Source organism: Frankia sp. QA3 (genome assembly GCF_000262465.1).
In the GTDB taxonomy this organism is placed as follows: domain Bacteria; phylum Actinomycetota; class Actinomycetes; order Frankiales; family Frankiaceae; genus Frankia.
Window position 1 is genome coordinate 1,388,562 of record NZ_CM001489.1, and the last position, 26,303, is coordinate 1,414,864.

At 73.0% G+C, this 26,303-nt stretch carries 22 protein-coding genes; 8 read left to right on the forward strand and 14 right to left on the reverse strand.

The genetic code is table 11. The features are described 5' to 3' along the window. From FRAQA3DRAFT_RS05520 to FRAQA3DRAFT_RS36725, 7 genes are all read right to left on the reverse strand, one after another. Positions 1–987, reverse strand: a complete 987-nt coding sequence (locus FRAQA3DRAFT_RS05520) for an alpha-ketoacid dehydrogenase subunit beta (protein ID WP_009738076.1) — start codon at positions 985–987, stop codon at positions 1–3. Beyond that, positions 984–2,162 carry a thiamine pyrophosphate-dependent enzyme gene (locus FRAQA3DRAFT_RS05525; RefSeq protein ID WP_009738077.1) on the reverse strand — a complete coding sequence of 393 codons (1,179 nt, stop codon included), beginning with the start codon at positions 2,160–2,162 and terminating at the stop codon, positions 984–986. The genes FRAQA3DRAFT_RS05520 and FRAQA3DRAFT_RS05525 overlap by 4 nt, the downstream gene beginning before the upstream one ends. A gap of 1,091 nt (positions 2,163–3,253) precedes the next feature. Next, entirely contained in the window at positions 3,254–3,640 is a 387-nt protein-coding gene (locus FRAQA3DRAFT_RS05530) for an ester cyclase (RefSeq protein ID WP_157467116.1), read from the reverse strand. Positions 3,641–3,781: 141 nt separating this feature from the next. Beyond that, positions 3,782–4,618 carry an undecaprenyl-diphosphate phosphatase gene (locus FRAQA3DRAFT_RS05535; RefSeq protein ID WP_009738079.1) on the reverse strand — a complete coding sequence of 279 codons (837 nt, stop codon included), beginning with the start codon at positions 4,616–4,618 and terminating at the stop codon, positions 3,782–3,784. Between the two features lie 154 nt (positions 4,619–4,772). Further along, positions 4,773–5,450, reverse strand: a complete 678-nt coding sequence (locus tag FRAQA3DRAFT_RS05540) for a DedA family protein (protein ID WP_009738080.1) — start codon at positions 5,448–5,450, stop codon at positions 4,773–4,775. A 301-nt stretch (positions 5,451–5,751) separates the two neighbouring features. After that, entirely contained in the window at positions 5,752–5,964 is a 213-nt protein-coding gene (locus FRAQA3DRAFT_RS05545; protein WP_035920604.1) for a hypothetical protein, read from the reverse strand. 108 nt (positions 5,965–6,072) lie between these two features. Next, entirely contained in the window at positions 6,073–6,234 is a 162-nt protein-coding gene (locus tag FRAQA3DRAFT_RS36725; protein WP_232291929.1) for a hypothetical protein, read from the reverse strand. A gap of 251 nt (positions 6,235–6,485) precedes the next feature. Between FRAQA3DRAFT_RS36725 and FRAQA3DRAFT_RS36730 the strand changes: the two genes are divergently transcribed. Further along, on the forward strand, positions 6,486–7,238 hold the full coding sequence (locus FRAQA3DRAFT_RS36730; protein ID WP_232291930.1) for a hypothetical protein: 753 nt from the start codon (positions 6,486–6,488) through the stop codon (positions 7,236–7,238). A gap of 101 nt (positions 7,239–7,339) precedes the next feature. Here FRAQA3DRAFT_RS36730 and FRAQA3DRAFT_RS05555 read toward each other — a convergent pair whose 3' ends face one another. After that, positions 7,340–7,771 (reverse strand): nitroreductase/quinone reductase family protein, encoded by a 432-nt coding sequence (locus FRAQA3DRAFT_RS05555; RefSeq protein ID WP_009738082.1) that lies wholly within the window; start codon positions 7,769–7,771, stop codon positions 7,340–7,342. Positions 7,772–8,306: 535 nt separating this feature from the next. Then, positions 8,307–9,446: an amidohydrolase family protein gene (locus FRAQA3DRAFT_RS05560; RefSeq protein WP_009738083.1), complete on the reverse strand. Its 1,140-nt coding sequence runs from the start codon at positions 9,444–9,446 to the stop codon at positions 8,307–8,309. Between the two features lie 373 nt (positions 9,447–9,819). Between FRAQA3DRAFT_RS05560 and FRAQA3DRAFT_RS05565 the strand changes: the two genes are divergently transcribed. Then, positions 9,820–10,401, forward strand: coding sequence for a hemerythrin domain-containing protein (locus FRAQA3DRAFT_RS05565; protein ID WP_009738084.1), 582 nt, complete (start codon positions 9,820–9,822; stop codon positions 10,399–10,401). Positions 10,402–10,532: 131 nt separating this feature from the next. On the opposite strand, the gene FRAQA3DRAFT_RS05570 is transcribed toward FRAQA3DRAFT_RS05565, so the two are convergent. Then, positions 10,533–11,627, reverse strand: a complete 1,095-nt coding sequence (locus FRAQA3DRAFT_RS05570) for an NAD-dependent epimerase/dehydratase family protein (RefSeq protein WP_009738085.1) — start codon at positions 11,625–11,627, stop codon at positions 10,533–10,535. A 78-nt stretch (positions 11,628–11,705) separates the two neighbouring features. On the opposite strand from FRAQA3DRAFT_RS05570, the gene FRAQA3DRAFT_RS05575 reads away from it, so the two are divergent. Both FRAQA3DRAFT_RS05575 and FRAQA3DRAFT_RS05580 read left to right on the forward strand, forming a co-directional pair. Then, positions 11,706–13,082: a M20/M25/M40 family metallo-hydrolase gene (locus tag FRAQA3DRAFT_RS05575; protein ID WP_035920606.1), complete on the forward strand. Its 1,377-nt coding sequence runs from the start codon at positions 11,706–11,708 to the stop codon at positions 13,080–13,082. A 180-nt stretch (positions 13,083–13,262) separates the two neighbouring features. Next, a complete protein-coding gene (locus tag FRAQA3DRAFT_RS05580; RefSeq protein ID WP_009738087.1) occupies positions 13,263–14,027 on the forward strand; it encodes an SDR family NAD(P)-dependent oxidoreductase in 765 nt (254 codons plus the stop codon). A 118-nt stretch (positions 14,028–14,145) separates the two neighbouring features. On the opposite strand, the gene FRAQA3DRAFT_RS05585 is transcribed toward FRAQA3DRAFT_RS05580, so the two are convergent. Then, entirely contained in the window at positions 14,146–15,894 is a 1,749-nt protein-coding gene (locus tag FRAQA3DRAFT_RS05585; RefSeq protein ID WP_035920608.1) for a TerD family protein, read from the reverse strand. Positions 15,895–16,352: 458 nt separating this feature from the next. Between FRAQA3DRAFT_RS05585 and FRAQA3DRAFT_RS05590 the strand changes: the two genes are divergently transcribed. Then, positions 16,353–18,056: a sensor domain-containing diguanylate cyclase gene (locus FRAQA3DRAFT_RS05590; RefSeq protein ID WP_009738089.1), complete on the forward strand. Its 1,704-nt coding sequence runs from the start codon at positions 16,353–16,355 to the stop codon at positions 18,054–18,056. A gap of 67 nt (positions 18,057–18,123) precedes the next feature. Here the strand turns inward: FRAQA3DRAFT_RS05590 and FRAQA3DRAFT_RS38425 are convergent, their stop codons facing one another. The 3 genes from FRAQA3DRAFT_RS38425 to FRAQA3DRAFT_RS36740 form a co-directional block, all read right to left on the reverse strand. Next, positions 18,124–18,273, reverse strand: a complete 150-nt coding sequence (locus FRAQA3DRAFT_RS38425; RefSeq protein ID WP_369809441.1) for a DUF4177 domain-containing protein — start codon at positions 18,271–18,273, stop codon at positions 18,124–18,126. 592 nt (positions 18,274–18,865) lie between these two features. Beyond that, positions 18,866–20,095 carry an epoxide hydrolase family protein gene (locus FRAQA3DRAFT_RS05600; protein ID WP_009738091.1) on the reverse strand — a complete coding sequence of 410 codons (1,230 nt, stop codon included), beginning with the start codon at positions 20,093–20,095 and terminating at the stop codon, positions 18,866–18,868. 135 nt (positions 20,096–20,230) lie between these two features. Continuing rightward, positions 20,231–20,725: a MarR family winged helix-turn-helix transcriptional regulator gene (locus tag FRAQA3DRAFT_RS36740; protein WP_051054167.1), complete on the reverse strand. Its 495-nt coding sequence runs from the start codon at positions 20,723–20,725 to the stop codon at positions 20,231–20,233. Between the two features lie 288 nt (positions 20,726–21,013). Here FRAQA3DRAFT_RS36740 and FRAQA3DRAFT_RS05610 point away from each other — a divergent pair, with 288 nt between their 5' ends. The 3 genes from FRAQA3DRAFT_RS05610 (at position 21,014) to FRAQA3DRAFT_RS05620 (ending at position 26,203) form a co-directional block, all read left to right on the forward strand. Continuing rightward, positions 21,014–21,892 carry a hypothetical protein gene (locus FRAQA3DRAFT_RS05610; protein WP_009738093.1) on the forward strand — a complete coding sequence of 293 codons (879 nt, stop codon included), beginning with the start codon at positions 21,014–21,016 and terminating at the stop codon, positions 21,890–21,892. Positions 21,893–22,069: 177 nt separating this feature from the next. Then, complete coding sequence (locus tag FRAQA3DRAFT_RS05615) at positions 22,070–24,589, forward strand: DUF4062 domain-containing protein (protein WP_232291931.1); 2,520 nt, start codon at positions 22,070–22,072, stop codon at positions 24,587–24,589. Positions 24,590–24,712: 123 nt separating this feature from the next. Beyond that, the gene (locus tag FRAQA3DRAFT_RS05620) at positions 24,713–26,203 is read left to right on the forward strand and encodes an MFS transporter (RefSeq protein WP_009738095.1); all 1,491 of its coding nucleotides are present in this window, start codon (positions 24,713–24,715) and stop codon (positions 26,201–26,203) included. Positions 26,204–26,303: the final 100 nt, after the last annotated feature.

Consider the following 26,303-nt stretch of genomic DNA (forward strand, 5'->3'; position numbering starts at 1 on the left):
TCACTGCTCCCACTGGAGTCGGGCGACGGCGTCGAGGATGCGGTCGACGCTGGGCAGATGGTGCTTCTCGAGCATGGGCGGCGGGTAGGGGATGTCGTAGCCGGTGACCCGAAGCACGGGGGCGGCAAGATGGTGGAAGCACCGCTCGGTGACCCGGGCGGCGATCTCCGCGCCGACGCCGGCGAAGCCCGCGGCCTCGTGGACGACGACGGCGCGGCCCGTTGCGCGCACCGCCGCGCAGACCGTCTCGTCGTCGAACGGCACCAGCGAGCGCAGGTCGACGACCGCGAGATCCCAGCCCTCCGACCGTGCGGCCTGCGCCGCCTCCAGGCAGACGGGCAGCGACGGGCCGTAGGTCAGCAGGGTCGCCGAGGTGCCCGGCCGGCGCACCATCGCCCGGCCGATCGGCGCCACCACGGCCGTCGAGACGTCGGCCGGCGAGAAGTCCGCCGCCGACCAGTAGAGCCGCTTCGGTTCCAGGAAGACCACGGGGTCGTCCGAGGCGATGGCCGAACGCAGCAGCCCGTAGCTGTCGGCGACCGTGGCGGGGGTGACGACGTGCAGGCCGGGGGTGTGCGCGTAGTACGCCTCGCTGGAGTCGCTGTGGTGCTCGACGCCGCCGACGCCGCCGCCGTACGGCACGCGGATGGTGATCGGCAGGCCCATCCGCCCGGCCGTGCGGTTGCGCATCTTCGCCACGTGCGAGACGACCTGCTCGAACGCCGGGTAGGCGAAGGCGTCGAACTGCATCTCCACGACCGGCCGCAGTCCGTACATGGCCATGCCGACGGCGGTGCCGAGGATGCCCGCCTCGGCCAGCGGGGTGTCCAGGCAGCGCTGCGCCCCGAACTCGGCGGCCAGCCCGTCGGTGACCCGGAACACGCCGCCGAGGGTGCCGACGTCCTCGCCGAGGACGTGGACGCTGGCGTCCTCGCGCAGCGAGTCGCGCAGCGCCGCGTTGAGGGCCGCCACCATGGTCGTGCTCATCGGGCCTCGTCCTCGGCGGCGGTGGCGGCGTCGGCATCCGCGTCGAGGCGCGCCGCGAGCTCCGCGGCCTGCTCGCGCAGCTGGCTGGTCGGCTCGGCGTAGACGTGGGCGAACAGGGAGTCCGGATCGGGATCCGGCGGGTTGTCGAACTGGGCGCGTATCTCGGTGGCGAGGTCCTCGGCTGCCTGCGCGGCGGCGGCCACCCCCGCGTCGTCGAGCAGCCCGGCGGCGCGCAGATGCCCCTCCAACAGCGTCAACGGGTCGCGGGCCCGCCAGGCGGCGACCTCGGCCGCGCTGCGGTAGCGGGTCGCGTCGTCGGCGTTGGTATGCGCGTCGAGCCGGTAGGTGATCGCCTCGACGAGCACCGGGCCGCGTCCCGACCGGGCGTGCTCGACCGCTGCGGACAGCACGCTGTGCATCGCCAGCGCGTCGTTGCCGTCGACCAGGCGGCCGGCGATGCCGTAGCCCACCGCCTTGTGGGCGAGCGTCGGCGCCGCGGACTGGCTGGCCAGCGGGACGGAGATCGCGTAGCCGTTGTTCTGGACCAGGAACACCACGGGCGCGCCCAGCACCCCGGCGAAGTTCAGCGCCTCGTGGAAGTCGCCCTCGCTGGTGCCGCCGTCGCCGACCAGGGCGAGCGCGACCAGGTCCTCGGCCGTCTCGGGATCCGCCGCCGCGCGCAGGCGGGCGGCGTGGGCCAGGCCCACCGCGTGGGGCGCCTGGGTGGCCAGCGGCGTCGACAGCGGCGCGATCCGGTGCTCGTAGGGGTCATAGCCGCTGTGGGCGTGCCCGCGCATCAGCGTCAGCGCGTCCAGCGGCCGCACGCCCCGGGCCACCACCGCGAGGGTGTCGCGGTAGCTCGGGAACAGCCAGTCCGGCTCCCGCAGCACCATCGCCGCGGTGATCTGGCAGGCCTCCTGGCCGGTGGACGCCGGATACACGGCGAGCCGGCCCTGCCGGGTCAGCGTCGTGGCCTGCTGGTTGAAGCGGCGGCCGAGGACCAGCCGGCGGTACAGGTCGCGCTGCAGCTCGGCGTCGAACGTCTTCGCCGCCGGCGTGCCGAGGATGCGCACCGGCTCGGGGTCGGGCAGTAACGGCGCGGGGTCACGGCGCGGGCCGTGGGAGTTCGGTGGCCCGACGAGGCCGGGTGCGGTGCTGTCGTCGAGGACGGTCATGGCCCACCTTCGGGACTCGGTGGTGGAATGGGGGGCTGCCTGCCCAAGCCGGCCTGCCCCGAGCCGCCCTGCCCCGAGCGGCCCTGCCCCGCATCGGCCGCCCCGAGCTCCCCGCGTCGCGGCTGGCGGGCCTCGTCGCGCCTGGCCTCGCACTGCCGGGCCTGCGGTACCTGGACCGATCGGGCCGGGCGTCGCGGACGGTGACAAGCCGGTCGCGCCGCTGCCCGGCGGGGACCAGGCCGGCCACCCGGCGGTCGAGGCGCACGGGCTTGCGGGGCCCGCGCGGTGGCATGCCGCGGTGGTGCCGTCCGAGGCGATCCCCGGCCGGAACCGCAGCGGCGGCCGGGCCGCGCCGGGGCGCCGGTGGTCGGCCGGCCCCGGTGGATCGCGGCTCGGGAAGCGGAGCGCGGCCTGGGAAAGCGCCGGCGCGTCCTGACCCGGGGCCGCCTCCTGTCCCGGGACTGCGACACACGGCTTGGGGCTGCGTCATGCGTGGGGCTGCGTCATGCTTGGGGCTGTTTCACGGCTTGGGGCTGTTTCACGGCTTGGGGCTGTTTCACGGCTTGGGGCTGTGGCATGGGCTGCGCCGCGGTTACTGCCGGACGGCGTCCGGGCGGACACCGGGCAGGGTCAGACGGAGGATGCCGTGGCAGCGTGCGGTCCGGCCCGAGCTGGTCCGGTTCGCCGGCAGGCCCGGTTCGGGCGCCGTCGGTGGTCACGATCCGTCTCCGCTCACCTACTTCGCTCTGGGTCGGCTCCGGTGTATTCCCGGAGTCCGCATCCGCGCTGTGGCCGGCCTCTGCGACCGATTTTCCACCGCCTTTCGACGCTTGGATCGTGGCGATAATCACCTTGGGTTGACTGTGGGGCGTGGATTGTTGCGCGGCCCACCTTCTACGTCATGTAGAAATGACCTCGTCGGCCCTGTGGCCGCCGGGGGGATGATGGCGGATCGGCCATTACGGTGCTCCGCGACCGAGCCCCCGAAGTTGTGTCATGCCCAGATGTCAGCGTGGTTCGGGTATGGTTCGGCCCGCCCATCGCCGTGGGCGAGAGGTGGGCGGTCCCGGCCGCCGGCGGCCGGGTGGGAATCACTCGAGCATGCCGGTCTGTCGCAGCAGCGTCAGCGCGTCGACGACGGCCCAGTGCTCGAACATCAGCCCGTCCCGGTAACGGACGAGATCCATCACGGCGAACTCGACCGGATTGCCGGAGGCTGGCACGCCGAACCACTCGCCGGTGTGCCGGCCCCGGAACATCTTGTGGGTAGAGACGAGGTCACCCTCGCCGATGCAGTGCAGGAGCTCGACCTGGAGGTCGGAGAATGCCGCGTGCAGAGCCTCGGTGAGCGTGCGCACACCGTCCCGGTCGGGGCTCTGCGTCGGGCCCGCCGTGTGATTGCGGAAGTCGGCGTGAATGAATTCCCCGATGAGGTCGGCTCTGCCCTGAACCTGCACCCGCTCGACAAAGGAACGCATGCGTTCGACATTGGAGCCAAATTCGGTCACGTCGCCTCACCCGGGTCGGCAGCAGGAGCAATGTGTGCACCGCGGGAATACGTGACCGATCGTACCCGGCGTCGCACCCGGCGCGCCGGCTGGGAGCGTAGCAGAAAGCGGTCAGGAGTTGATTGCGCCGGTGGCGAGCAGTCCGGCGAGGGCGACGGCGACGGCGATTCGGTAGACGATGAAGGCGTTGAAGTTGTGCCGGGCGACGTACTTGAGCAGCCAGGCGATGGAGGCGTACGCGACGGCGAAGGAGACCAGCGTGCCCACCGCGAGGGGCAGGACCGACACGCCGCCGCCGACGGCGTCCTTCAGCTCATACAGTCCGGCGCCGGTCAGCGCCGGGATGGACAGGAAGAACGACAGCCGGGTGGCGGCGACCCGGTCGAGGTCGCGGATGAGGCCGGTGGAGATCGTCGCGCCGGATCGGGAGAAGCCCGGGAAGAGCAGGGCGAGGATCTGCGACGTGCCGACGACCATGGCGTCGGGCAGGGCGATGTCGTCCTCGCCGCGCTTGTGCCGGCCGTACTGGTCGGCGAACCACATCAGCGCGCTGCCGGCCACCAGGGAGGCGGCGACGACCCACAGCGAGGCGAGCGGCCCGTCGATGAGGGATTTGGCGGCCAGTCCGACGCCGACGACGGGGATCGTCGCGTAGATGACCCACCAGGTGAACGTGTAGTCGTGGTTCTGGCGGGCCGCCGGGTCGGCCAGGCCGCGGCCCCAGGCGGTGGCGAAGCGGCGGATGTCGGCGAAGAAGTAGACGAGGACGGCCGCGATCGCGCCGACCTGGATGACGGCGGTGAAGCCGACGACGGCCTTGTCGTCCACCTCGATGCCCAGCAGCCCCTCGGTGATCTTCAGGTGGCCGGTGGAGGAGATCGGGAGGAACTCGGTCAGCCCCTCGACGATGCCGAGGAGGGTGGCCTGTCCGACGCTGATCGCGCTCACCATGGTCTCGGCATGGATGCTCCGGCCTTCAGGCCGGGAAGGAAACGCCGCCCTACCTCGTTCACTGGTGGATGTCCTTTCCGCAGAATGGGTGTCTGGCCCGTTTCCGGCTGTGTAGGAGTTGGAATCCCCCGCCTTCAGTCGGGGGAGGGCGTCATTGTTCGGGCGAGGACGATGTGGGCGCGGCCGGCGGCCGCCCGGTGCCCGCCCGGCGGTGGGCGCGGTACTCGCGCAGCACCGGTATGGCCGAGAGCACCACGATCGCGAGGGACGTCGGAATCATGTAGCGCTCGATGGGGATGGTCTGGCCGAGGGCGTAGCCGAGCAGCGTCACCCCGACGGCCCACAACAGCCCACCGATCAGGTTGAACGTCGTGAACACCCGGACCGGCATCCTGACGACGCCGGCCAGCGGATTCATGAACGTCCGGACCACCGGCACGAACCGCGCCAGGACGACGGCCTTCCCGAACCCGTACTTGTCCAGGACCCCGCGGGCCTGCTCGACGTACTCCTGCCGGAAGAAACGGGAGTTCGGCCGGTCGAACAGCCGCGGCCCGCCCCGCCGGCCGATCAGATATCCGGTCTGCGCGCCGGCGCTGGCCGCGACGGAGACTCCCAGCAGGACCGTGGGCAGGTGCAGGTGGGGTCCGGACGCCGCCGCGTCGCTCGCGGAGATCGCCCCGGCGAGAAACAGCAGGGAATCGCCCGGCAGAAAGAATCCCACGAACAGGCCCGTCTCCGCGAAGATGACGACCATCAGGCCGAGCAGTCCGACGGATGACACGATCGACGACGGATCGAGAATATTCAGCGCGACCTCGCTGGACACGACAGATCCCTCTCACCCGGGCGGCGACACAACGGCAGCGGGAGGACGGCACCCTGTTCGCCGACCCGCCGCCACCCACCCTGCCGGGACGACGATGTGAAGGCCGTGTGAGCGTCGCGTCCCGGGTGGGCGGGCGGTCCGTGGGGCCGTACCACCAGAAGGCGCGGTCCTGCGGGGTGTGCTGGCGAATCGGCTGCGCGATGACCTGGGGTGGGATCTCGCGGCGTTGGATGCCGCGGCGGGTGATGGCGACGTAGCCGACGAGAGCGACGATCACGACGGTGGCGGCAGGACGACGGCGTTAGAAGACCGTCGAGCCGACGTGGCCGCGTGGCGGGCCGTCGGCGGCCAGGGTGCCGAAGACGGCCAGCATCACCACGGCGAACCAGTAGACCGGCGCCTGATGGCGCCGTGACCGAAACTGCAGCCAGAGCGCGGTGACGAAACCGAGCAGGGCGTGTGAGGAGCGTGTGAGAGCGACACCCTCGCCGCCCGCCCGCCACCACGCCGGCACTGCGCGGACTAAACGGGCTGCTCCGGTTCTTCCCGACGTTCTAGTATTGGGAGCCATTTCGGCTGTCCGGCCGTTCTCGGGGATTGGTGGGGGAATTCTCGTGCAAGGTCATGTTCGGCGCCGGCTGCTGGCGGCGCTCTGCGTTCTGGGTGGCGTCCTGGTCCTCGCCTGCTGGTTGGTGGCGGCACTGTCCCCGGTGCCCTTCACCGCGGCGGTGGCCGTCGGGGTGGCCGTGGCCGCCGTCCAGTACCTGGTCGCGCCGCGGGTCATCGCCTGGCTCGTCCCGGCGACGGAGCTTGCCCGCACGGCGGACGGTTACCGCAGCGACGAGCCGGTGGCCGCGATCGTCGCGCGGCAGTGCCAGGCGGCCGGCCTGCCCCTGGTCCGGCTCGGCATCGTCGACGACGGCGAACCGAACGCGTTCACCTTCGACCGGCGCCCTCGGGATCGCCGGTCCGGGTGGCCTGCCCGCCGCCGGGCTGCTCGGCCCGGGGCTGCCGCCCGAGCGGGTGGCCGCGGCGATGCGCTGGGAGAACACCAGCCCGTGGGCCCGCTGGCACGAGCTGTTCGCCACCCATCCGCTCGTCGTGCACCGCAGCGCCGCCCTCGAACGCAGCGGCCTGCCGGGCGCCCCGACGCGCTGGCGGGCGGTGCGCGCGGCCGCGGCGGCGCGGCCGGGGGAGCGGGCGGCGGCGCGCGGGCGGTTCCTGGTGGAGCTCCCCATCCACCTCGGCGGCTGGGCGTGCCTGCTCGGCGCCCTCACCGTCGCCCGCCACGACCCGGGCGTCGGCGGCCTGCGGACCGTCGCGGCGCTGGTCGCCGCCGGCCTGCTGCTGGTCGTCCGCGCGGCGCTGCGCAGCCCGCTGGGCGCGCCCGAGCCCGTGGACGAGGCCGCGAGCCTGCTCGAACGCCTCGACGCCGGACCGGTCGGCGCCGTGCCCGTCAGCCTGCGGGGCCGGATCATCGGGCGGGGCGGCTACGTCGCCTCCCCGGACTTCGTCCTCGCCGACGACAGCGGCATCGTGCCGATCGTCTACCACCAGCCGTTCCCCGGCGCGCGGACCCTCTTCGGACTGACCGGAGCCGACGACTTCGTGGACGAAGAGGTGCTGGTCACCGGCTGGTTCCTGCGCGCGCCCGGACCGTACGTCGAGCTGCGCTCGATCGCCGCGGCATCCGGGCGCACCGCCCGCAGCTGGCAGTTCGTCGCCCGCTACGCGCTGTCGCTGGTCGTGCTCGTCGTCGGCGCCGTCCTGCTTGCCACGAACCTCTGACGTGCATACTTGGTTGTGATCAAGATGATGTTCGACCGGCGGGTAGCGGCCCGCGGCCGGGTACATGCCCCGGCGCGCGGGTTGGGGATACGCCGGGATGATCAGGAGCCGGCGTTGGGCACGAGCTCGACGACGGGGATGAGGCGGGTCACGGCCGCCTGATGCTCGGTGAACTGCGGGTAGCGGGCGGCCTGGCGGGCGTACATCTCGTCGCGTTTCGCGCCGTGCACCTCCGTGGCCGTGACCTGCAGCCTCCGGCCCTCGACCTCGATGGTGGCCTGCGGGTCCGCGCGCAGGTCGTGCAGCCAGCGAGGGTGCTCGTCGACGCCGGGGTTGACGGCGTAGACGAAGTACCGGTCGGCGTCGGCGTAGAAGTTCAGCGGGCTCACGTGCGGCGTCCCGTCGGCCTCCTGGCCGCTGGTCAGCAGCAGCAGCGTGAATCCCTCGTACTTGCCCGCGGGCCGGCCGCCGTTGGCCCGGAACTCGTCGACAAAGTCCCTGATCTCCTGCGTGGAGAACATCTTCTCGCTCATCGGTTCGCCTTTTCTCCAGGTGCCGCGAACCGCGCGGGAGGAATCGGCGGCCGAGCCGGCGGCGTGCGTTCACCGGGGCACGGTGCGCGCGTTGCCGTCGCCGACGCGAATGTCGCAAGCCGATGTCCCTCGCCGCGCGGACAGACATCCTGGATACGTCCGGCCCCCGGCCCGCCGAGGTGGGACGTCCTTCACGCCGCCGACGTCAGGGCCGCAGCCAGGACTTTCCCGTGAGGCCAGCGGGCGGACAACGGCCCCACTGTGGCCGGTCCCACGCAGCGGAGCGGGCATTGGTGCCAGTTGTCGACCCGCCGGTTCCCGGAAAGCGCCGAAAGCGATGCGCGCAGGGAGTGCGATGCGCGCAGGGAGGGCGGTGCGCGCAGGGAGGGCGGTGCGCGCAGGGAGTGCGATGCGCGTGCCGTCGGGCCGGTGGCCGCGGACCATGTCCGGTGCCACCGGCCCGAGCGGGGTGAACTGCCAGCGTGACCTGTCAGGGTGAAGGTGACCTGTCAGGGTGAACTGGCAGCGGGAAACGTCAGGAGGTGCGGGGGAAGTTGTAGAGCGTCCGCGCGTTGGTCTCGACCATCCGCAGGGCCTCGTCGTCGGGGACGTCGATCAGCGCCTCGGCGAGCAGCTTGCGGGTGTTGGGCCAGTTGCTGTCGGAGTGCGGGTAGTCGCTCTCGAACATGATGTTGTCGACGCCGATGCGGTGGCGCGCCTCCACGCCGGCCTCGTCGACGATGAAGCAGCCGTAGACGTGGTCGCGGAACAGCTCGCTGGGCCGCACCTCGGTGTTCACGTCGTTGTACCAGCGGTGGCGCTCCCACACGTAGTCGATGCGCTCGAGCATGTACGGCATCCAGCCGATGCCACCCTCGGACAGCGCGATCTTGACCTGGGGGAACCGGTGGAAGACGGGGGAGAGCAGCAGTTCGGCCATCGCCGACATGGAGTTCAGGCCGAACAGCGAGATGGCGACGGTGAAGTTGGTCGTGGCCGCCTCGGGGGAGGACTGCGGTGACCCGCCGGAGCCGAAGTGCAGGCAGATTGGCAGGCCGGCCTCGCTGGCGGCGGCGAGCACCGGGTCCCAGTGGGTGGTGTGCCAGGACGGCAGGCCGAGGCGGTCGGGCAGCTCGGGGAAGGTGACGCTGCGCGCGCCCTTGGCGGCGGTCCGCCGGATCTCCGCGGCGGCGGCCTCGACGTCCCAGTAGGGCACCATGACCAGCGGTATCTGCCGGTCGGGAGCGGCGGCGCACCACTCGTCGAGGATGAAGTCGTTGTACGCCCGCACGGTCTCGGTGGCGAGTGCCAGGTCCTGCGAGGCGGCGAGCACGCTGCCGGCGAAGCCGGCGAAGTTGGGGAAGCACAGCTGTGCGTGGACACCCTCCTCGTCCATGTCGCGCAGCCGGTCGGCGATGCGGTAGCAGCCCGGTAACATGTCGTCGTAGCTGCGGGGGTCCAGACCGTAGTCCTTCGGGCTCTTGCCGGCGACGGCGTTGAGGGCGAAGTTTCCGGCCCGGCGGCCCTCGTAGATCCACCAGTCGTTGCCGTCCTCGGCGCGCTCGATGCGCGGGCAGGCGTCCTGGTATTTCGCGGGCATGCGATCGAGCCAGACGCGCGGGTGCTCGATCACGTGATCATCTACTGAGATGATCTGGGCGTTGGCGGGCAGCATGTGATCCTCCTCGGGGACGACGGCCACTCCGTTAGGTGCAGAAGTCCCGATCTTCTGACAAGTACGTCACATTTTTGGGAGCAGTGCAAGGGGAGTTGCCGTTCGTCGCGGCGCCGATCGGATCGGGAGGATCTGACGGAGGTGTCGGAGCGCGGCCAGTGGGGACCCGGACGGAGAGGCTCAGCCGAGACGCCTGTGCGCCGGGCGGCCGTCGGCGCCAGGGCGTGTTGTGCCCGCCGGATCGGGTAGCGCTCACCCGTCGGCCCGAGACGGGCCCGGCCGCGGTGGTCACCGTCCGGCGGCCACCTCGGTGTCCAGGGCTCATCCCGGACGAAAACGGTCGGCTCATTCCGGAACGAAACGGAGACGTGGCATGGCGAGCAAACTGGCGGAGCGGGAGCGCGCGGAGGCCGCGAAGCTGCCCGAAGACGACATTGTGGGACTTCTGCTGGCGCAGCATGCACGCATCCGCGATCTGTTCGCGGAGATCAGCGAGGAGCGTGGCGAGCACCGCAAGAAGGCGTTCGACGAGCTGCGGGCGCTGATCGCCGTGCACGAGACGGCCGAGGAGATGGTCCTGCGGCCGGTGTCGCGCCGCTCGGCCGGCCCGGATGTCGTGAAGGCCCGCAACCACGAGGAGGAGCAGGCGGCCCATGTCCTCGCGGGGCTGGAGAAGATGGACGTGACCAGCCCGGAGTTCGAGCGGCAGATCGTGGAGTTCGAGCGGGCGGTGTCCGATCACGCCGAGCGCGAGGAGCGCGAGGAGTTCCCGGCGGTGCAGGCGGTCACCAGCGAGCACGAGCGGCGCAAGCTCGGCCGGCAGCTGCGCGCGGTCGAGAGCCTGGCGCCGACGCACCCCCACCCGGGCACGGTGGGCTCCCCACTCGCCCAGTGGGCGGTCGGCCCGTTCGCGTCGCTGGTGGACCGGACCAGGGACGCACTGCGCCGCAGGTAGACCTCGGATCCACCCGGCGCCGGCGGCCCGGTCCCGGGCCGGTGGCGGGGCCGCGGTCGCCGGTGGGTCTCAGGGCTCGCCGGTGGGTCTTCAGGGCTCGCCGGTGGGTCTTCAGGGGCCGCCGGTGGGTCTCAGATCCTGCCGCCGCTGCGGCCGGACAGGGCCCGGCGGGCGCCGCGGGCGTGATCGAGCCAGCCCGCGGCGCCTCGCAGCACCGGCGTTTCCGCACCCCGGCCCGTGCCGGCACCGACGAGCCAGTCGCGCAGGACGGCAGTGGTGTCGATGCAGGGGAGCCAGCCCAGCTCCCGGCGAGCCCGACCGGTATCCATGATCGGCACGCCTCGCGCGAGGTCGATCCAGCCGGGGCTGACCGGAGCCAGCCGGGCCCGGTAGGCGACGCTGACCGACGCGCGCACGAGCGCCGGCGGCAGCGGGACGGCGCGCCCGCCGAGCATCGCGGGCAGCGTGTCCGGGGTGACCGGCGGGTCGACGGCGATGTTGTAGGCGCCGCGGGCATCCCCGCTGGTGGCGGCGGCCGCGAACGCGGCGGCGGCATCGCTGGAGTGCACGACCTGGAACGTCAGGCCGCGCACGGCGGGGACGACCGGCAGCCGACCCGCACCGGCGCCGAGGCGGCGCAGCAGGCCGGGGGGCGCCAGCGGGCCGAGGAAGTAGCGAGCCTGGGACTGCGCCGCGGAGGCGGACAGCACGATCGCCGGGCGCAGCCGGGACACCCGGATTCCCGGATGATCGGCTTCGAGGCTGTCCAGCAGGCGTTCCACGGTGACCTTCTGGACGCTGTACGGCGACGTCTCGATGCCGGTGGTCGGCCAGTTCTCGTCGACCGGCTGATCCTTCCCCCGGGGGCGGTAGGCGCCGACCGACGACGCGTGCACGAGCGCCGGCACCCCGGTGGCCAGCGCCGCCGCGAACACGCGTTCACTCCCGGCGACGTTCGTCGCCTCCGTGACGACCGTCGCCCGCTCGGGCTGGATCAGCCAGGCCAGGTGGACGACCGACGCGCAGCCGCGGAACGCCTTCTCCAGCTCGCCGAAGGCCCCGGGGCGGGACACGTCGAGCGCCAGCCAGCGGACCTTGCCCGGCTGCGGACCGGGCGGCGGCCGGCGGGCGATCGCGACGATCTCCTCGACCCGCCGGTCGGCCTCCAGCTCGCGGACCAGATGAAAACCGATGTTGCCGGATGCTCCGACGATGGCGACACGCATCCTGTTCCCGTGCCCCGCCCACGGCCATCAACCCGTATGTGGCCCGGCGCATCGCCGCGGTGTCCGTACGATCCCGTCGTGGCCGACCCTCTCGCTCAGCTCGACGACTACCTCGCCGCCCGCCGCCCCGAGTTCACCGACCGGCTCACCCGTCTCGTCGGGATTCCCGGAGTCAGCGCCGATCCCGCCCACCAGCCCGACATCGGGCGCACGGCCGACCTTGCCGCGACGCTGCTGACGGACGCCGGGCTGGCCGCCCGGATCGTGCCGACTCCCGGCAATCCCGTCGTCCACGCCGAGCACATCGCCGGTTCCGACTGCCCCACCGTCACGATCTACAACCATCTCGACGTCCAGCCCGCCGACCCCGCGCAGTGGGACAGCGAGCCGTTCCGCCTGACCATCTCCGGGGACCGCTACGTCGGTCGCGGCAGCACCGACGACAAGGGCCCCGCCCTCACCGCGCTGCAGGCAGCCCAGTACGCCATCGCCCGTGAGCTGCCGGTCAACATCGCCTTCGTCTGGGAACTGGAGGAGGAGATCGGCAGCCCCAACTTCGAGGCCTTCGTCCGCCAGGAGCTGCCGCGCCTGGCCACCGACTCCGTCCTCGTCTCCGACTCGGTCTGGATCGCCGCCGACCGGCCCGCCATCGACTACGGCCTGCGCGGCCTGGTCACCTTCGAGGTGACCCTGCAGACCGGCACCGCCGACACCCACTCCGGCCTCACCGGCGGCCCGGCCCGCAACCCGCTGGCCGAACTCGCCCAGATCGTCGCCGAATGCCTCGACCCCGCGACCGGGCGTGTCCTCATCCCCGGCTTCGCCGACGCCGTCACGGCGGTGACCGACGCCGAGATCGACAGCTTCGTCGCGTCCGGCTTCGACGTCGCCACCTTCATGGCGACGCACGGCCTGACCTCGATGCGCACCACCGACCTCCGCTCCGTCCTCGCGCGGATCATGGCCGAACCGACGTTCGAGGTGCACGGCTTCACCGGCGGCTACACCGGCCCGGGGGTGAAGACCATCATCCCGCCGCACGCCGGCGTGAAGCTCAGTTGCCGCATCGTCCCCCACCAGGACCCGCACGCCGTGTTCGAGCTCGTCCGCGACTTCATCGAGCGCCGCCACCCCGACGCCCGCGTCGAACTCGAAGCCGCCCTGCCCGCCTACCTCGGCCCCCGCACCGGCCCGCACGCCGACGCCGCCCGCGCCGCCGTCGAGTACGCCTTCGGCGTCACCCCCGCGTTCGTCCGCGAGGGCGGCTCGATCGGCTCGGTGCTCACCATGGACCGCTACCTGAAGGCTCCCGTGATCCTGCTCGGCCTCAGCCTGCCCAGCCACGGTTATCACGCGCCGAACGAGCACTACGACTGGAACCAGGCCGCCGGCGGCACCAAGATGTTCGCCCACTACTTCGCCCACCTGGCCGCAGGCAGGCACGAGGGCCGCTGATCCGCCACGTCCGGGAGGCGGTCGTCAGGTGCGCCGAGGGCGGCCGAGGGGTGCGGGCGTATCGGTGCACGGAGTAGCGTCCGGATGAAACGTCCGGGATGTGTCGCTGGCCGGGCTGTGCGTCGGACCAGGCGGCCGCGTGACCGGGCGACGGTTTGGACGGACGCGGGAGGCGGCTTCATGGCAGCGGTAAGGCTTGACGCGCGGCGCATCGTGATCACGGGCGGGGCCAGCGGCATGGGCGCGGGGCTCGTGCAGGCCCTGCCCGGCCTCGGCGCGGAGGTCGTTTCGCTCGACATCACCGCCGAGGTCGGCGAGCGGATCGCCGCCGACGCCGGCGCCCGCTTCGTGCCCTGCGACGTCACCGACAAGGACTCGGTCGACACCGCCCTGGCGAAGGCCGTCGCCCATCTCGGCGGCCTGGACGTCCTCATCCACGCCGCCGGCATCGCGCCCGCCGCGCCGGCAGCCGAGCTCTCCCTCGACCACTGGAACAAGATCCTCGCCGTCAACGCCACCGGCACCCTGCTCACCAACCAGGCCGCGTTCACCCACCTGCGCGAGCACGGCGGCCAGATCATCAACTTCGCCTCCGCCGCCGGCGTGCTCGGCTACCCGAACAAGGCCGCCTACGCCGCGAGCAAGGGCGCCGTCGTCGCCTGGACCCGCACCGTCGCCGTCGAATGGGCCAAGCAGGGCATCACCGTGAACGCGATCGCCCCGGCGATCAGGACGCCGATGTACGAGCGGACCCGCGCCTCGATGACCGCCGAGCAGCTCGCCGCGCACGACGCCGACCTCCAGCGGCAGATCCCGATCGGCGGGAAGCTCGGCGACGTCCAGCGCGACTTCGTCCCGGTCCTCGCCTTTCTCGCCAGCGACGGCGCCCGCTTCATGACCGGCCAGATCTTCCCGGTCGACGGCGGCACCCTGATGATGCGCTGACGCCGCCCGCCCGCCCGGCCGCGCCGTTCATCCACGGGGGCGATGACCCGCCGCCTCGGTCGCCGCATCCAGCCCCACGACACCCCTGGGTCCTGACCACCGAGAGGCCAACGGCCGCTCAGATCCGGGCGCCCTTTTCCTGGTTGCAGCGCCGGCACAGCAGCTGGAGGTTGTTCACGCTCGTCGCGCCGCCGCGGCTGTGCGGGATGACGTGGTCGAATTCCAGGTATTCGGTAGCCTGGCACTGGACGCAGGCACCGCCGTCGCGCTGCCAGACCTCGGCCTTCACCGCCTGCGGGATGGCCCTGCTGTCGCGGGCCCCGGGGGCGATCACCAGACGCCGGGCGACCCGCAGCGCGCCGGACAGCACCGCGGCGACATACTCCGGATCGTCGACCTGGTACCTACCGCCGCCCCGGCTCGTCGTCGCGGCGATGTCGACGCGGCCGTGACCCGCCGTCACCTCGACGATCTTCTGCCAGGCGATCTCGTTGCCACCGCCGGTCCGGCCGAGGAAGCGCAGCTTGCGGCTGCTCGCGACGAGCCGTCCCGGCGTCTCGCGAGGACCGCTGGCGAGCTGGCGGACCTGGACCGTGGCCACGTCCAGGTGGACGAACTCGTCGAGATCGAGGTGCAGCGTGGTGGAATGCACCCGTGGAAGCTGGCCGCCCCGGATGCGGGAGAGCTCCAGCCCACGGCGCAGCCATCGGCGCATCTCCTCGACGGCCGGATCGTGCAGGCCCAGCCGGCGCACCTCGTTCTCGAAGAACGCGACCTCGCTGTCCTCGATGACCCCGTCGCCGAAGGCAAAGGTCACGACCCGCTGGAGATGGCCGAGCCCCACCGAGCGGTAGACCGCCTCGCCCGCGGCCCGCGGCACGGCGTGGAACCGCAGCTCGGCCCACAGCGCCGCCAGGGCCGCCGGTCCGGGCGCGCCGGGGGTGCCGGGCGTGGCGCCCACCACCTGCGTGACCTTGTGCTGCCAGTCCCACAGCAGGCGGCGGATCTCCTCGTCGCAGGAGGCGCAGGGCACCGGGCGGCCGGCGAACGGGCGGCGGCGTTTCTGAGCCCCGCAGCGCCCGCACGCCGTCGCGGTGTCGACCATCGGAGGCCGGCTGTGCGTCGTCCAGGCCATGCCGTCCCACCAGCGCAACCGGCCGGCCGCGTCCGGGTCGGGATACCAGTCCGCGGGCCGCGCAGGTCCCGGGTCGGGAACCGGCGCCTGGAGGGGAACCGGGGGAGCCGGCTCCCGGCGTGAGACCGGCGCCGGCGCCGGCGATCCGGACGGCGCCGTCCGCGGCTCGGATCGCTGGTCCGGCCGCTCCCCGGGCTCGTCGGGCTCGTCGGGCTCGTCGGGCTCCTCGACGGAGATCCCGTAGCTGCGGGCGAGTCCCGCGAGCCCGCTGCTCCAACCCTGGCCGACGGCCCGGAACTTCCAGCCGGCCCCGCGTCGGTACAGCTCACCGAAGACCATCGTGGTGACCGGCTCGGTCGAGTCCGGGCGGAACCCCGCGACCAGTCCACCCGCGTCGTCGACGACCTGGATCAGCAGGCCGCCGAGGCCGGCGAACGTGCCGTCGTCGACGGAACCGGCGAGCACCACCGAGGTGATGTCCGGCTCGATCGCCGCGAGCGCCACGGTCAGCGTCCCGCCGCCCTCGTCGGCCGCGACGCCGACGGCCCCGCAGCGATGCCGCGGCTGGTTGAAGAAGACGAAGTCGTCGTCCGAGCGGACCGATCCGGCACCGGTCAGGAGGACCGCGCAGACGTCGAGCGGCAGGGCCGAGCCGGACCGCACCACCGCCCGGACCGTCCCGGTGGGCACGCCGACGTTCGCGCCTTTCGGCAGCATCGTGACAGCACCCATAGATCCCCCCGTGCCCAGACCCACACCGTTCCAGCAGGTGGCGGCGATGCGCAGCGTCCGATCGGACGGCGCCACCCGGGCGGCCACCTGCCAGACTATGCGCGGCCGGGGCTCGCGGCCGGTTCCGCTACCTGCCAAAGCCGTTGCGGGACATGGGGTGCCTGGCAGCAACTGACGTCGACCCGGTCGACGTTCTCCGGGGTTCGCCTGCCACCTCCCGCCTCCGCGCCGCGCGGTCGGCCGGGGCTGTGGAGCGGGCTCCAGGCCGGGCCGGGCGGGGTTTGCCGCCGCGGGCGACGGCAATATCGGGGGAGGGTCCAGGAGATGGGGAAAGTTCGGGCAATCGGGACCTAGGCGTAGCCGGTGACGGGGCGCGGCCCGCCCGCCGGGGGCGGGCCTGACTGTCGCATACGGGATCGGTGGGCGAGGGGAGTAGGCGAACGGCCGCGAGGACGAGGATGCGAGCGAGCCGCCACGGGGCGAACCACCCGTGGGACGGCGGCGGCGTGAGCGGGGCGATCGCCATCACGGAGCATGACAGCGGGCTGGGCGCGGCGTTCGCCTCCGGCGGGGAGATGGGCCGGCTCATGGCGGCCAAGGACTGGGGGTCCACCTCTCTCGGCCCGCCCGAGACGTGGAGCACCAGCCTGCGCACCTGCGTCGGCCTGTGCCTGGAGTCCCGTTTCTCCATGGTGATCACCTGGGGTTCGGAGCTGGCCTACCTCTACAACGATGCCACCATCCCCATCCTGGGCCGTAAGCATCCGGGCGCCCTCGGCCGGCCGTTCCGGGAGGTCTGGCCCGAGATCTGGGACTTCATGCGGCCGCTGCTCGACCAGGTGATGTCCGGCGGCGGCGCCACCTGGTCACAGGACCAGCGGCTGCTGATGCTTCGGCACGGCTACCTGGAGGAGACCTACTTCACGTTCTCCTTCGGCCCGGTGCGCGACGCCGAACGCGGCGGGCAGGTCGTCGGCGCGCTGACGACCGCGCAGGAGACGACCCGGCAGATGATCGACACCCGCCGTCTCGGCTGTCTGCGCGATCTCGCCGCCATCGCCTCGCACCGCGGCGACCAGCGCTCGGTGTGCGCCCGCGCCGCCGCGGTGGCGGGCCGCTGGCCGGATGACCTTCCCTACTGCCTCATCCTGCTGCGGGACCAGCGGCGGCCACGCTCGCCGCCGCGGCTCATGGGATGGTCGGGCCTGGCCGACGAGCGCGCGGCCGCGGACCTGTTCGCCGCGCTCGCGCCGGGGGGTCCCGTGCCCGAGGCGACGCGGGTGCTGACAGCGGGTCATGTCCAGGTCGTGGACCGGCTGGCGTCGCGGTGCCGGGTGGTACCTGCCGACGCCTCGCCGCCGTCGAGCGCGGCGCTGGCCGTGCCGTTCGCGAACGGCCGTGACGGCCAACCGATCGGCCTGCTCCTGGCCGGCGTGAGCGACCGGCTCGCGCTCGACGGCCCCTACCGCGACTTCGTCGCCCTCGTCGCCGGTCAGATCTCGACCGCCGTCGTGTCGGCCCGTGGCTACGAGGCGGCCCGGGCGCGGGAGGCGCGCGCCCGCCGCCGGGCGCTGCGTGACGGGCTCACCGGCCTGCCCAACCGGGTGTCGTTCCTCGACCGGCTCGGGCTGGCCCTCGCGCGGGCGGAGGCCGGCGGGTGGCAGGACCGGGTCGGGCTGCTCTTCGTGGATCTCGACGGTTTCAAGGCGGTCAACGACTCGGCGGGCCACCAGGCGGGGGACTGGGTGCTGCGCGACGTGGCGGCGCGGCTGCGGCGGGCGGTCCGCCCCGGCGACACCGTCGCCCGGCTCGCCGGTGACGAGTTCGCCGTGCTCTGCGCGGGGATCACCTCGTTGGAGGCCGTCGTGGGAATCGCCGACCGCATCGTCGAGACCACCGCCGTGTGCTCGCCGGGGGGCGGCCCGCAGGTCACCTCCAGCGTCGGCGTGGCCGTGTCCGGCCCGGGGCTGACCGATCCCCGCGAGATCCTGCACGCCGCCGACATCGCCATGTACGCCGCCAAACGGCAGGGACGTCATCGTCGCGTCCTGTTCGACGAGTCCCTGCGCACCCAGGCCACCCGCCGCCAGAAGTACCGGCCCGGCCCGTTTGCCCGCCCCGGGGCCGCCCCCGCGCAACCGGGTCCGGTCGGGGCAGCCTGACAGACGCTCGCCCATCCAGCGCGGGAGAAGACAGCGCGCGGTGGGAAGCCGAAGTCCGGAAACCCGCCTATCCGAGTGGCCGTTCGAAGGTGACCAGGATGCCCTCGACACCGCCCGGCCCGAGGCGTCCTTTGACGTCCGCCGCCGTGATGGCCTTGAGCTGCCACCCCTGTTGCGCGTGGCTGTTGAGGATCTGTTCCAGTTTGCCGCCGGACATCTTGCCCCCGATCAGGCCCTCCCGCAGCTCCACAACCTTGTACTGGAAGCGTGCGGTGCCCGGGGCGGCCCATTGAGCAGCGCCCGGCGAGGCGACCGCCTCGTTGGCTGGCGCGGGACGGTGACCGTGGCGGTCGTAAGGGGCTGGTCGATAGTCCCGCGCGTGCTCCCGGTCGCCGCGGTGACCTTCGGGGTGAGCGTGGCGATCGGGTGAGACCGATCGATCGTCGCGTCTGTGGTCCTGGTCATCGCGGTAGCGTTCGGGCCGGCGCCCGGCCGGCCGGCCGTATCGCCGTTCGCTGTCGTCCCAGGCCATGTTCCGGACCTCTTTCAGAGTCGAACCCACCCTTTGACGAACAGCGGCGTCGGAAGCCTCGGGCACCGCGGTCGCGGTGGGCCGTCGACTGCGAAGACCAGCGTCACCCCTGTCGTCTTTCCCCCGCCTGAGTCGTGGTGTCCGATCCTTACACGTCCCATCGCCCTGAGCAACGATCGCACGAGTATTCGAGTGACTGCTGTCGCACATCCATGACCTGGTCACGTTGCCGGGCGACCGACTCGCCGGCGCTGGCCAGAACGACGGCCGCGTCGGCCTAGCGCCGGCCGCGGAAGGTGCGGCGCAGGTCGGCGACCCATTCCTCGGGGATCTCCCACGGAATGAAATGCCCGCCGCGGTCGTGCGCGGTGACATTGACGTGGTTGTACCAGGCGGCGCGGTCGCTTTCGAGGAAGTTCCGCACCCGGGCCTCGCTCGTCGTCACGCCGGGGGGATTCTCGTAGCCGACGAAGGTGATACCGGTCGGTGCCTCGACGGCCGGCCGGCGGTCGTGCGAGGGGGTCCACGGATGGCGGTTGTTGTTGGCGTAGGTGCGGATCGACGTGTCGATCGAGGCGCCGGCCCAGTAGATCGTCGCGTGGGTCAGCAGGTCATCCCGGGAGAACACGGTCTCGACGTCCCCGCCGCAGTCGGACCAGGCCGCCCAGCGTTCCAGGATCCAGGCGAGCATGCCGGCCGGGGAGTCTGCCAGGCCGTAGCCGAGCGTCGACGGGGCGAGCATGTGCGCGGCGAGATGGACGGCGAAGCGCCGCTCCAACTCGATCACCCGGTCGTGCAGGGCCGGGGCGAGCCCGTCGGGGATGGGCCGGCCGCCGGTGACGTCCCAGGCGCGGTCGCCGTCGAACAGGGTGAGCTTCTGCGCGGAGCCGATGTGGATCCCGACGAGCTCGCCGGCGTAGCGGTGCCCGAGCTGCCCGGTCACCAGCGCGCCGACGTCGCAGCCGGCGGCGGCGTACCGCTCGTACCCGAGGACCGTGGTCATCAGCTCGTGCCAGACGTCGGCCATCTTCCAGAAGTTCATGTCGGGCCGATCCGCCAGGGGCGTCGAGAACCCGAAGCCGGGCAGCGAGGGCACGATCACGTCGAACGCCTCCGCCGGATCGGCCCCGTACGCGGCCGGGTCGGCGAGCGGGTCGACGACCTTCGACCAGTGCCAGAACGTCCACGGCCAGCCGTGGCTGAGGATCAGCGGCACCGGATCCGGACCGACGCCGGGCCGGCGCATGAAGTGGACCGGCACCCCGCCGACCCGCACCCGGTAGTGCTCGTAGGCGTTGATGGCCCGCTCGGCGGCGCGCCAGTCGAAGCCGTCCGCCCAGTACGCCACGAGTTCCCGCAGGTAGGAACGGCGCACGCCGTAGAAGCCGTCGTCGTTGCCGGCGTCGAGCGGCCAGCGGGTCGCCATCAGCCGGCGGCGCAGGTCGTCGAGCACCTCGTCGGGCACGTGGATCGGGGTCTGCGCGAGCGGGAACGATCGGGTCGACACGGGTGGTGTCCTCCTGGCCGTCGGGCGGGCCGGTTGCGGTAACGGCGGGCGTGGTGGCCGCCGTGGTGTGCTGGCCGCCGTGGTGTGGTGGCCGCCGTGGTGCGTGCCGGCTGCGCTGGTACGCCGGCCGTCGCGTCACGGACGTTTTGGCTCCGGCCGGCGCCGCGGTGCGGGGCCCGCGGCCCCGTCGGACGTCGCGATCTCGGTCAGCCGCGTCAGGACGCCCACCGCCGCGGCGAGCGTGTCGCGTTCCTGGTCGTCCAACCGGTCGACCAGTCGCGCCAGGTTCGCTACCCGGTCGGCGTGGCGGGCGTCGACGATCTGCCGGCCCTTCTCGGTCAGGGACAGCAGGACCGCGCGCCCGTCGTTCGGATCCCGGCGGCGGGACACCAGCCCGTCGCGCTCCAGCCTCGCGACGAGGCTGGTGAGCGCCGGCTGTCCCAGCGGCTCCGTCGCCGTCAGGTCGGTCAGGCGCAGCGGCCCGCGGCGGGCCAGCGTGTGCAGCACCGACAGAGTCGAGAAGGTGAGCCGGCGAACCGACGGGAGCCGGATGAAGATCGAGTTGAAGTCCTCGATCGCGGTGGTCAGCTCGTCCAGGTCCAGTCGACCGGCCGCGCGCGAGGGGTCCACGGGCGAACCATATCGATTTTCGATGCAAATTTCCCCGGCTCTCGGTCGGACCTTCACCGTCGGGTGGTCGGCGGGGTCGCCGGACACCGGACCGTCCGCTGCCTCTGTCGTGGTGATCCCGAAGGATCCCCCGGAGGAACCTGTCGATACAGTCACTTTTCGGCGGGGCCCGGACACGGTGAACCCCGTGTCCGGGAGGCCGGGCCGAGCCCCGGATGGCAGCCGGCGCCCGCACGGGTGGCCGGCCTCCGGCGCGTGGCCGCGCGCCAGGTCGAAAGGAGAGCCCCGGTGGCGGTCCCCGGTGTGGAACCGGACCTGCCTGGACCACTGACCCCCGTACCCAGGCGCCGACGCCGCCGGGCCGAGGCCGACCAGGCTCGGCCGAAATTCGACATGCCGGACTCGGCCCGCTATGCATCCGCGGCGCTGACCTACCTCGCCCTCCCGGCCGCAGTCGCCGGATGGCTGCTCGCCGACGCCCACGAGGTCCCCCCGCAGCTCGGCGCTGTGCTCGGATACGCCGTGCATCAGCTCGTCGTGGGCCTGCTCCTCGTGCCCCTACTGGTCCGGGTGTCCACGGTGCCCTGCCCCGAGCTGCGCCGCGGCCGGCTCGTCGCCCTGGGCGCCGCGATGGGGGCGCCCGTCCGTGACGTCCGGCTGTGGCCTGCGCGGCGTGGCGAATTCCTCGGCGTCGGTGCCTACAGCCTCGTGCCGAACCGGGTGCACCTGGTCCTCGCCGAGGGCGTGACGGTACTCAGTCCGGCGGAGCTCGACGCGGTCGTCGCCCATCAACTCGGGCGCGCCAGGTCGCGCGTCTGTCAGGTCAGGATCCCGGTCGGTCTCATGGCCTGGTCCGGCCTGGCCCTCGGCTTCGGGCGGCTCGCCGAGAACTGGATGGCGGCCGCCCTGATCACCCTGGTGTCGTTCCTGGGCGGATTCTTCGCTCAGACCTGGTGCCAGATCGTCGGTGAACGGCAGGCCGATCGCCACGCGGCGGCCGTGGTCGGTGCTCGGGCCCTGGCCGACGCCCTGGAACGACGCCACCGCCTCGGCGGCATCTACCCGCCGGGGTTCAGCCTCTGGCTGCTTCTCACCTACCCGCAGTACCTGCTGGACCGCCGACTGGCGGTTCTACGCGACGAACCCCCGGGCCGTCCCCAGCCCTGATCGGCGGCCTTGCGAATCCCGGGCGCACCGCCGCCGCCTCCCCTGGTCGGTCAGGGCTCCGTCAGGACCGCCGGGTAGCGGACGGAATTCGGTACTGTCCGGTCAGGTACTTGCCACGACGTACGGGGGAATGGGGTGCGCGCCGGGCTGCGGGTCTTTGTCAGTCACACGTCGGACATGAACAGGTACCCGGCTGACCGGGCCTTCGTGCGGGCGGCGGCGGACGCCGTGCGCCGCAGTGGGCACATCGCCATTTCCATGGAGGACTTCACCGCGGTCAGCAGGCTGCCGGCGTCCTATTGCCAGGAGCAGGTCCGCAGGTGCGACGTGTACATCGGGGTCATCGGCTTCCGGTACGGCTCGCTGGTGACCGGCGGCCTGCACGGCGACGGCACCGCGGTGGCCCGCAAGTCCGGAACCGCCCTGCCTGCGGGAGATCCGTCCGGGTGGACCGGCTCGCCGGCCGGCCCGCCGAGTCGGACGGCGGTCTCCTACACGGAGCTGGAGTTCCTCACGGCGGTCGAGAGCGGGATTCCTCGGCTGGTGTTCCTGCTGCACGAGGACACCCCGATTCCGCGCAGTCTCACCGACCGCAATCTCGAGCTGGTCGAGGCATTCCGGGAACGGCTGCGTTCCGCCGGCGTGACCGTCGGTACCTTCCGCACCGCCGACAGCCTGGAAGCGCAGGTCACGCTCGCGCTGACCCAGCTGCGTCACAGCGGTGAGGTCGATGCCGCGCTGGTCGCCGAGCCGGGCGGGCCGAAGCCGGCCGTCGCCTCCGGCAACGGTGGGCAGCCCTTGCGGCCCCCCGATCCGACCCACCCGACCGGCCCGACCACCGAAGCCGCCACCGACCCGGCCGGCTCCGCGTCCGGACCGGACGACCTGGTGGCACAGCCGGTGGCACAGCCCGGCGACGCGGGCTCCGGTGCGACCGGCCGCAAGCCCGAGGCCGCCGCCGCGGTGTCGGGCGCCGTCCCGATGGCAGCCGGCGCCCGACGCCGGCGCCGGCTGCGTTACGTGATCGGTGCGGCGGTCCTCGCCTGCGCCGTCGCCGCCGGGGTGGTCCTCGGCGCCGGGGTGGGGTGGCCGGGATCGTCGGGCGCCTGCCAGTCACCCGACCCGGTGACGGCGCTGCCGGCCGCGGCGACCTGGGTGGGCTCCCACGACGGGCAGTGCATCGGGTTCAGTGACGGCGCGTACACCTTCGACTCCACCTCTCCCGACCTCGTCGCGCTGCTGACCACGATCGGCCGGCAGAACGCCGCGCTCGCCGGCAAGGGCGGGGTGTACACGGTGGTGGTCGCGGCCCCGCTGACCGGGCTGCACTCCCGGCCGGGCGGCGGGCAGGCCGACTCGCCGACGACCGTCGGGCAGGGGGGCCTCAACGAACTGCTCGGGGCGCGGCTCGCGCAGGCGGCGATCAACGCCGCCGCGGACGCCCCGGGCGCCCGCTCCCGGTCCCGGATCCGGCTGCTGGTCGCCAACGTCGGCTGGCACTCGGGCGGCGCGCTCACCGTCGCCGAACGCATCGACGCGGTGGCCCGCGCCGATCCGGGCCTCGCCGGGGTCCTGGGCCTGTTCCAGAGCACCGCGGCCGCCCGGCGGGCGGTGGCGCTGCTCAGCGGCACCACCCACATCCCCATCGTGTCGTCCACCGCCTCCGACGACGGCTTCACCCGGCCCGTCGGGCCGCCCGGGCACACGCGCCGCGCGTTCGACTGGTACTTCCGGGTCGGGCCGACCAACCGCCGGGAGGCGGGCGTCATCGTCCGGGCGATCCCGGAGATCATGAAGCGGGAAGGGCGCGGCGACGAGCCGATCCGACCGTTGATCGTCTCCGCCGGCGTGGTCAACGACGCGAAGGCCGCCAACGCCGACCATTACAGCGACAACCTGGCCCAGGACGTCAGCGCCGAGCTGCGCCGGCTGCCCCGCGCCGCCCCGGCCGTCCACGTGCCGTTCCCCGACGCCGAGCAGGCGGCGGCGGCCAGCGCCGAGGACGGCGGCCCCACCGTGCTGGGCGTGCTCGGCCACGCCCTCAGCGCGCGCTGCACCGCCCCGCAGCCGCCGAACCTGATCGTCTACACCGGCCGGACCACGAGCGTGAACACCCTGCTGCAGGCGCTGACCGGCTCCGCCTGCGGGCGGGCGGACCCCCCTCTGCCGATCATCTCCGGGGACGACGCGATGGAGCTGGAGACCGACCCGGGGGAGATCGCGGCGGGCGCCATGGGCGGCCACAGCTTCTACTTCGCCGACTTCGGCCTCGCCCAGCCCGGCGACATCCCGCCGTCCTACCTGGAGCAGACCGGCACGGGCGGCGCGGTGCCCGCGCAGTGGGCGGCGCAGGTGCGCGGCACCCCGCAGCGGCTCATCTCCGGCCACACGATCGTCGCCTTCGACGCGATGTCGGTCCTGGCCCGGGCCATCAGCGCCGCCGAGCTCAACACCCCGCCGCCCGGCCAGCTCCGCGCGAACGTCAAGGCGAGCCTGGACGGCACGTGCGGCAACCTCGCCCTCGCCGGCGCGAACGGCTACGTCAGCTTCAACCGGTACGGTGACTCGACCACCGCACCGGTGCTCATCCGCCGGTTCGACCCGACGGACGCCACGGTGACGACCGTCGCGCCCGGCACGACCGCGGAAAGCCTGCGCCGCCCCACCGCCGCGACGGCCGACTGCACCACCCTCTGAGCCGACCCCGGCGCCGTCGCCTGGGCGATCGCCCCGGTGGGGCCGCGGGGCAACTGGTTGCGTCCGGGCGCAACCGCGGTTGACGATCGGAGGGTTTGGCCCACGGGCCTGGAGGGGAGCAGCGTGGTTGCGCAGGACCAGGGCCCGGGGCGGGCCTCACCGTCGCCCCCGTCGTTCGTGCCGGCCCAACCGGCCGCGGACCTCGCCGAGGACGAGCCCTTAGCCGGCCCCGCCGGGCGCCGGGACCGGCAGCTGATCCTGCTGACCTGCCTGGCCGGGATGTTCGCGACGACGTTCACGGCGACCGTGCTGTCGGTGTCGATCCGGACGGTGGCCGGCGACCTGCACAGCAGCGTCGACGTCATCTCCTGGGCGGTGACCGGCTCGCTGCTCGCGCAGGCGGTCGCGATGCCCATCCTCGGCCGGGTCGGCGACATCCGCGGGCACCGGCGCACCTTCCTCGTCGGCTCCGTGCTCGCCGTGGTGTTCTCCGTGGCGACCGCGGTGGCCTGGGACCCGGTGTCGCTCATCGCGTTTCGCGCCGCGGCGCAGGTGGCCGGCGCCGCGACGATCCCCGCGTCGTTCGCGATGCTGTTCCACGCCTTCCCGCCGCACGAGCGGGTGCGGCCGTCGGCCTGGGCGTCGGGGGTGCTGTCCGGGGCGTCGGTGAGCGGGCTCGCGATCGGGGGTCTGGTCATCGACTCGATCGGGTGGCGGCCGCTGTTCCTCATGCAGGCCGGGATCGCCCTGATCCCGCTGGTCGCGGCGGTGAAGGTGCTGCCGGTCGACGCCGGCGACCGCAGCCTGACGCTGGACAAGGCCGGCGCGCTGGTGCTCGGCGCGGCGACGTTCGCGCTGACCTTCGGGGTCAACCGGGCCGCCGGCTGGGGGCTGCGGCCGATCGTGGTCGGCCTGCTCGTGGCCGTCCCGCTGCTGCTGTGGCTGCTGGTCGTGGTCGAGCGGCGCACCGCCATGCCGGTCATCCCGACCGTGCTGCTCGTCGAGCGCGACATCCGGGCCGCGGGGGCGAGCTCGTTCCTGCTCGGCGCCGCCCACATGGGCAACTTCCTGGTCACGCCGCTGCTGCTGGAGGGTGTGTTCGGGCTGTCGGTCGCGGCCACCTCCCTGGTGACGATGACCCGCACCCTGTCGATCGCGCTGGCCGCGCCGTCGGCGAGCCGGCTGGGGGCCTGGATCCCGCCGCGGGTGCTCGCGGGCGTGTCCGGCGGGGTCTACACCGTCGCCCTGGCCGTGCTCGCCCTCGGCACGCAGTACGACCAGCTCCCCGTGGTCATCGCCGGCCTGATCGTCAGCGGCCTGGCGTTCGGGCACGCCCAGCCGCCGCTGCTCGTGATCACCGGCAACGCCGCCTCCACGGACAACTTCGGGCTGGCCACCTCGCTGCAGCAGACCGCCAACCAGATCGGCGCGGTGATCGGGATGAGCCTGCTGTCGGCGATCGTCGGCGACGCGCTGCACGCCGCCCCCTTCACCGTCGCCTACCTGGCCGCCGCCGGCCTCTCCGCGGCCGCCGGCCTCGCCATCCTGTTCGCCCGCCGCCCGCCCACCCTGCCTGTCCAGAGGAATGAAGCGGACGCGGAACCCTCCGGATAAGCAGGGCGGCGTGCGGCAGGACCGGCGGGGCCGTCCGTCAGGGGACCCGCGAGGGCGGCGCGGGACCAGCAAGGGCGGCGCGGGACCAGCAAGGGCGGCG

What these genes read in the sequence shown, in the direction of transcription:
- FRAQA3DRAFT_RS05565 (WP_009738084.1), top strand. Translation starts at nt 9,820, where the DNA reads ATGGCGAGCAAACTGGCGGAGCGGGAGCGCGCGGAGGCCGCGAAGCTG.
- FRAQA3DRAFT_RS05520 (WP_009738076.1), bottom strand. Translation starts at nt 987, where the DNA reads ATGAGCACGACCATGGTGGCGGCCCTCAACGCGGCGCTGCGCGACTCG.
- FRAQA3DRAFT_RS05590 (WP_009738089.1), top strand. Translation starts at nt 16,353, where the DNA reads ATGCGAGCGAGCCGCCACGGGGCGAACCACCCGTGGGACGGCGGCGGC.
- FRAQA3DRAFT_RS36730 (WP_232291930.1), top strand. Translation starts at nt 6,486, where the DNA reads ATGCGCTGGGAGAACACCAGCCCGTGGGCCCGCTGGCACGAGCTGTTC.
- FRAQA3DRAFT_RS05570 (WP_009738085.1), bottom strand. Translation starts at nt 11,627, where the DNA reads ATGCGTGTCGCCATCGTCGGAGCATCCGGCAACATCGGTTTTCATCTG.
- FRAQA3DRAFT_RS36725 (WP_232291929.1), bottom strand. Translation starts at nt 6,234, where the DNA reads ATGACCCGCGGCGCGACCAGGTACTGGACGGCGGCCACGGCCACCCCG.
- FRAQA3DRAFT_RS05555 (WP_009738082.1), bottom strand. Translation starts at nt 7,771, where the DNA reads ATGAGCGAGAAGATGTTCTCCACGCAGGAGATCAGGGACTTTGTCGAC.
- FRAQA3DRAFT_RS05585 (WP_035920608.1), bottom strand. Translation starts at nt 15,894, where the DNA reads ATGGGTGCTGTCACGATGCTGCCGAAAGGCGCGAACGTCGGCGTGCCC.
- FRAQA3DRAFT_RS05530 (WP_157467116.1), bottom strand. Translation starts at nt 3,640, where the DNA reads ATGCGTTCCTTTGTCGAGCGGGTGCAGGTTCAGGGCAGAGCCGACCTC.
- FRAQA3DRAFT_RS05525 (WP_009738077.1), bottom strand. Translation starts at nt 2,162, where the DNA reads ATGACCGTCCTCGACGACAGCACCGCACCCGGCCTCGTCGGGCCACCG.
- FRAQA3DRAFT_RS05560 (WP_009738083.1), bottom strand. Translation starts at nt 9,446, where the DNA reads ATGCTGCCCGCCAACGCCCAGATCATCTCAGTAGATGATCACGTGATC.
- FRAQA3DRAFT_RS38425 (WP_369809441.1), bottom strand. Translation starts at nt 18,273, where the DNA reads ATGTCCGGCGGCAAACTGGAACAGATCCTCAACAGCCACGCGCAACAG.
- FRAQA3DRAFT_RS05580 (WP_009738087.1), top strand. Translation starts at nt 13,263, where the DNA reads ATGGCAGCGGTAAGGCTTGACGCGCGGCGCATCGTGATCACGGGCGGG.
- FRAQA3DRAFT_RS05615 (WP_232291931.1), top strand. Translation starts at nt 22,070, where the DNA reads ATGAACAGGTACCCGGCTGACCGGGCCTTCGTGCGGGCGGCGGCGGAC.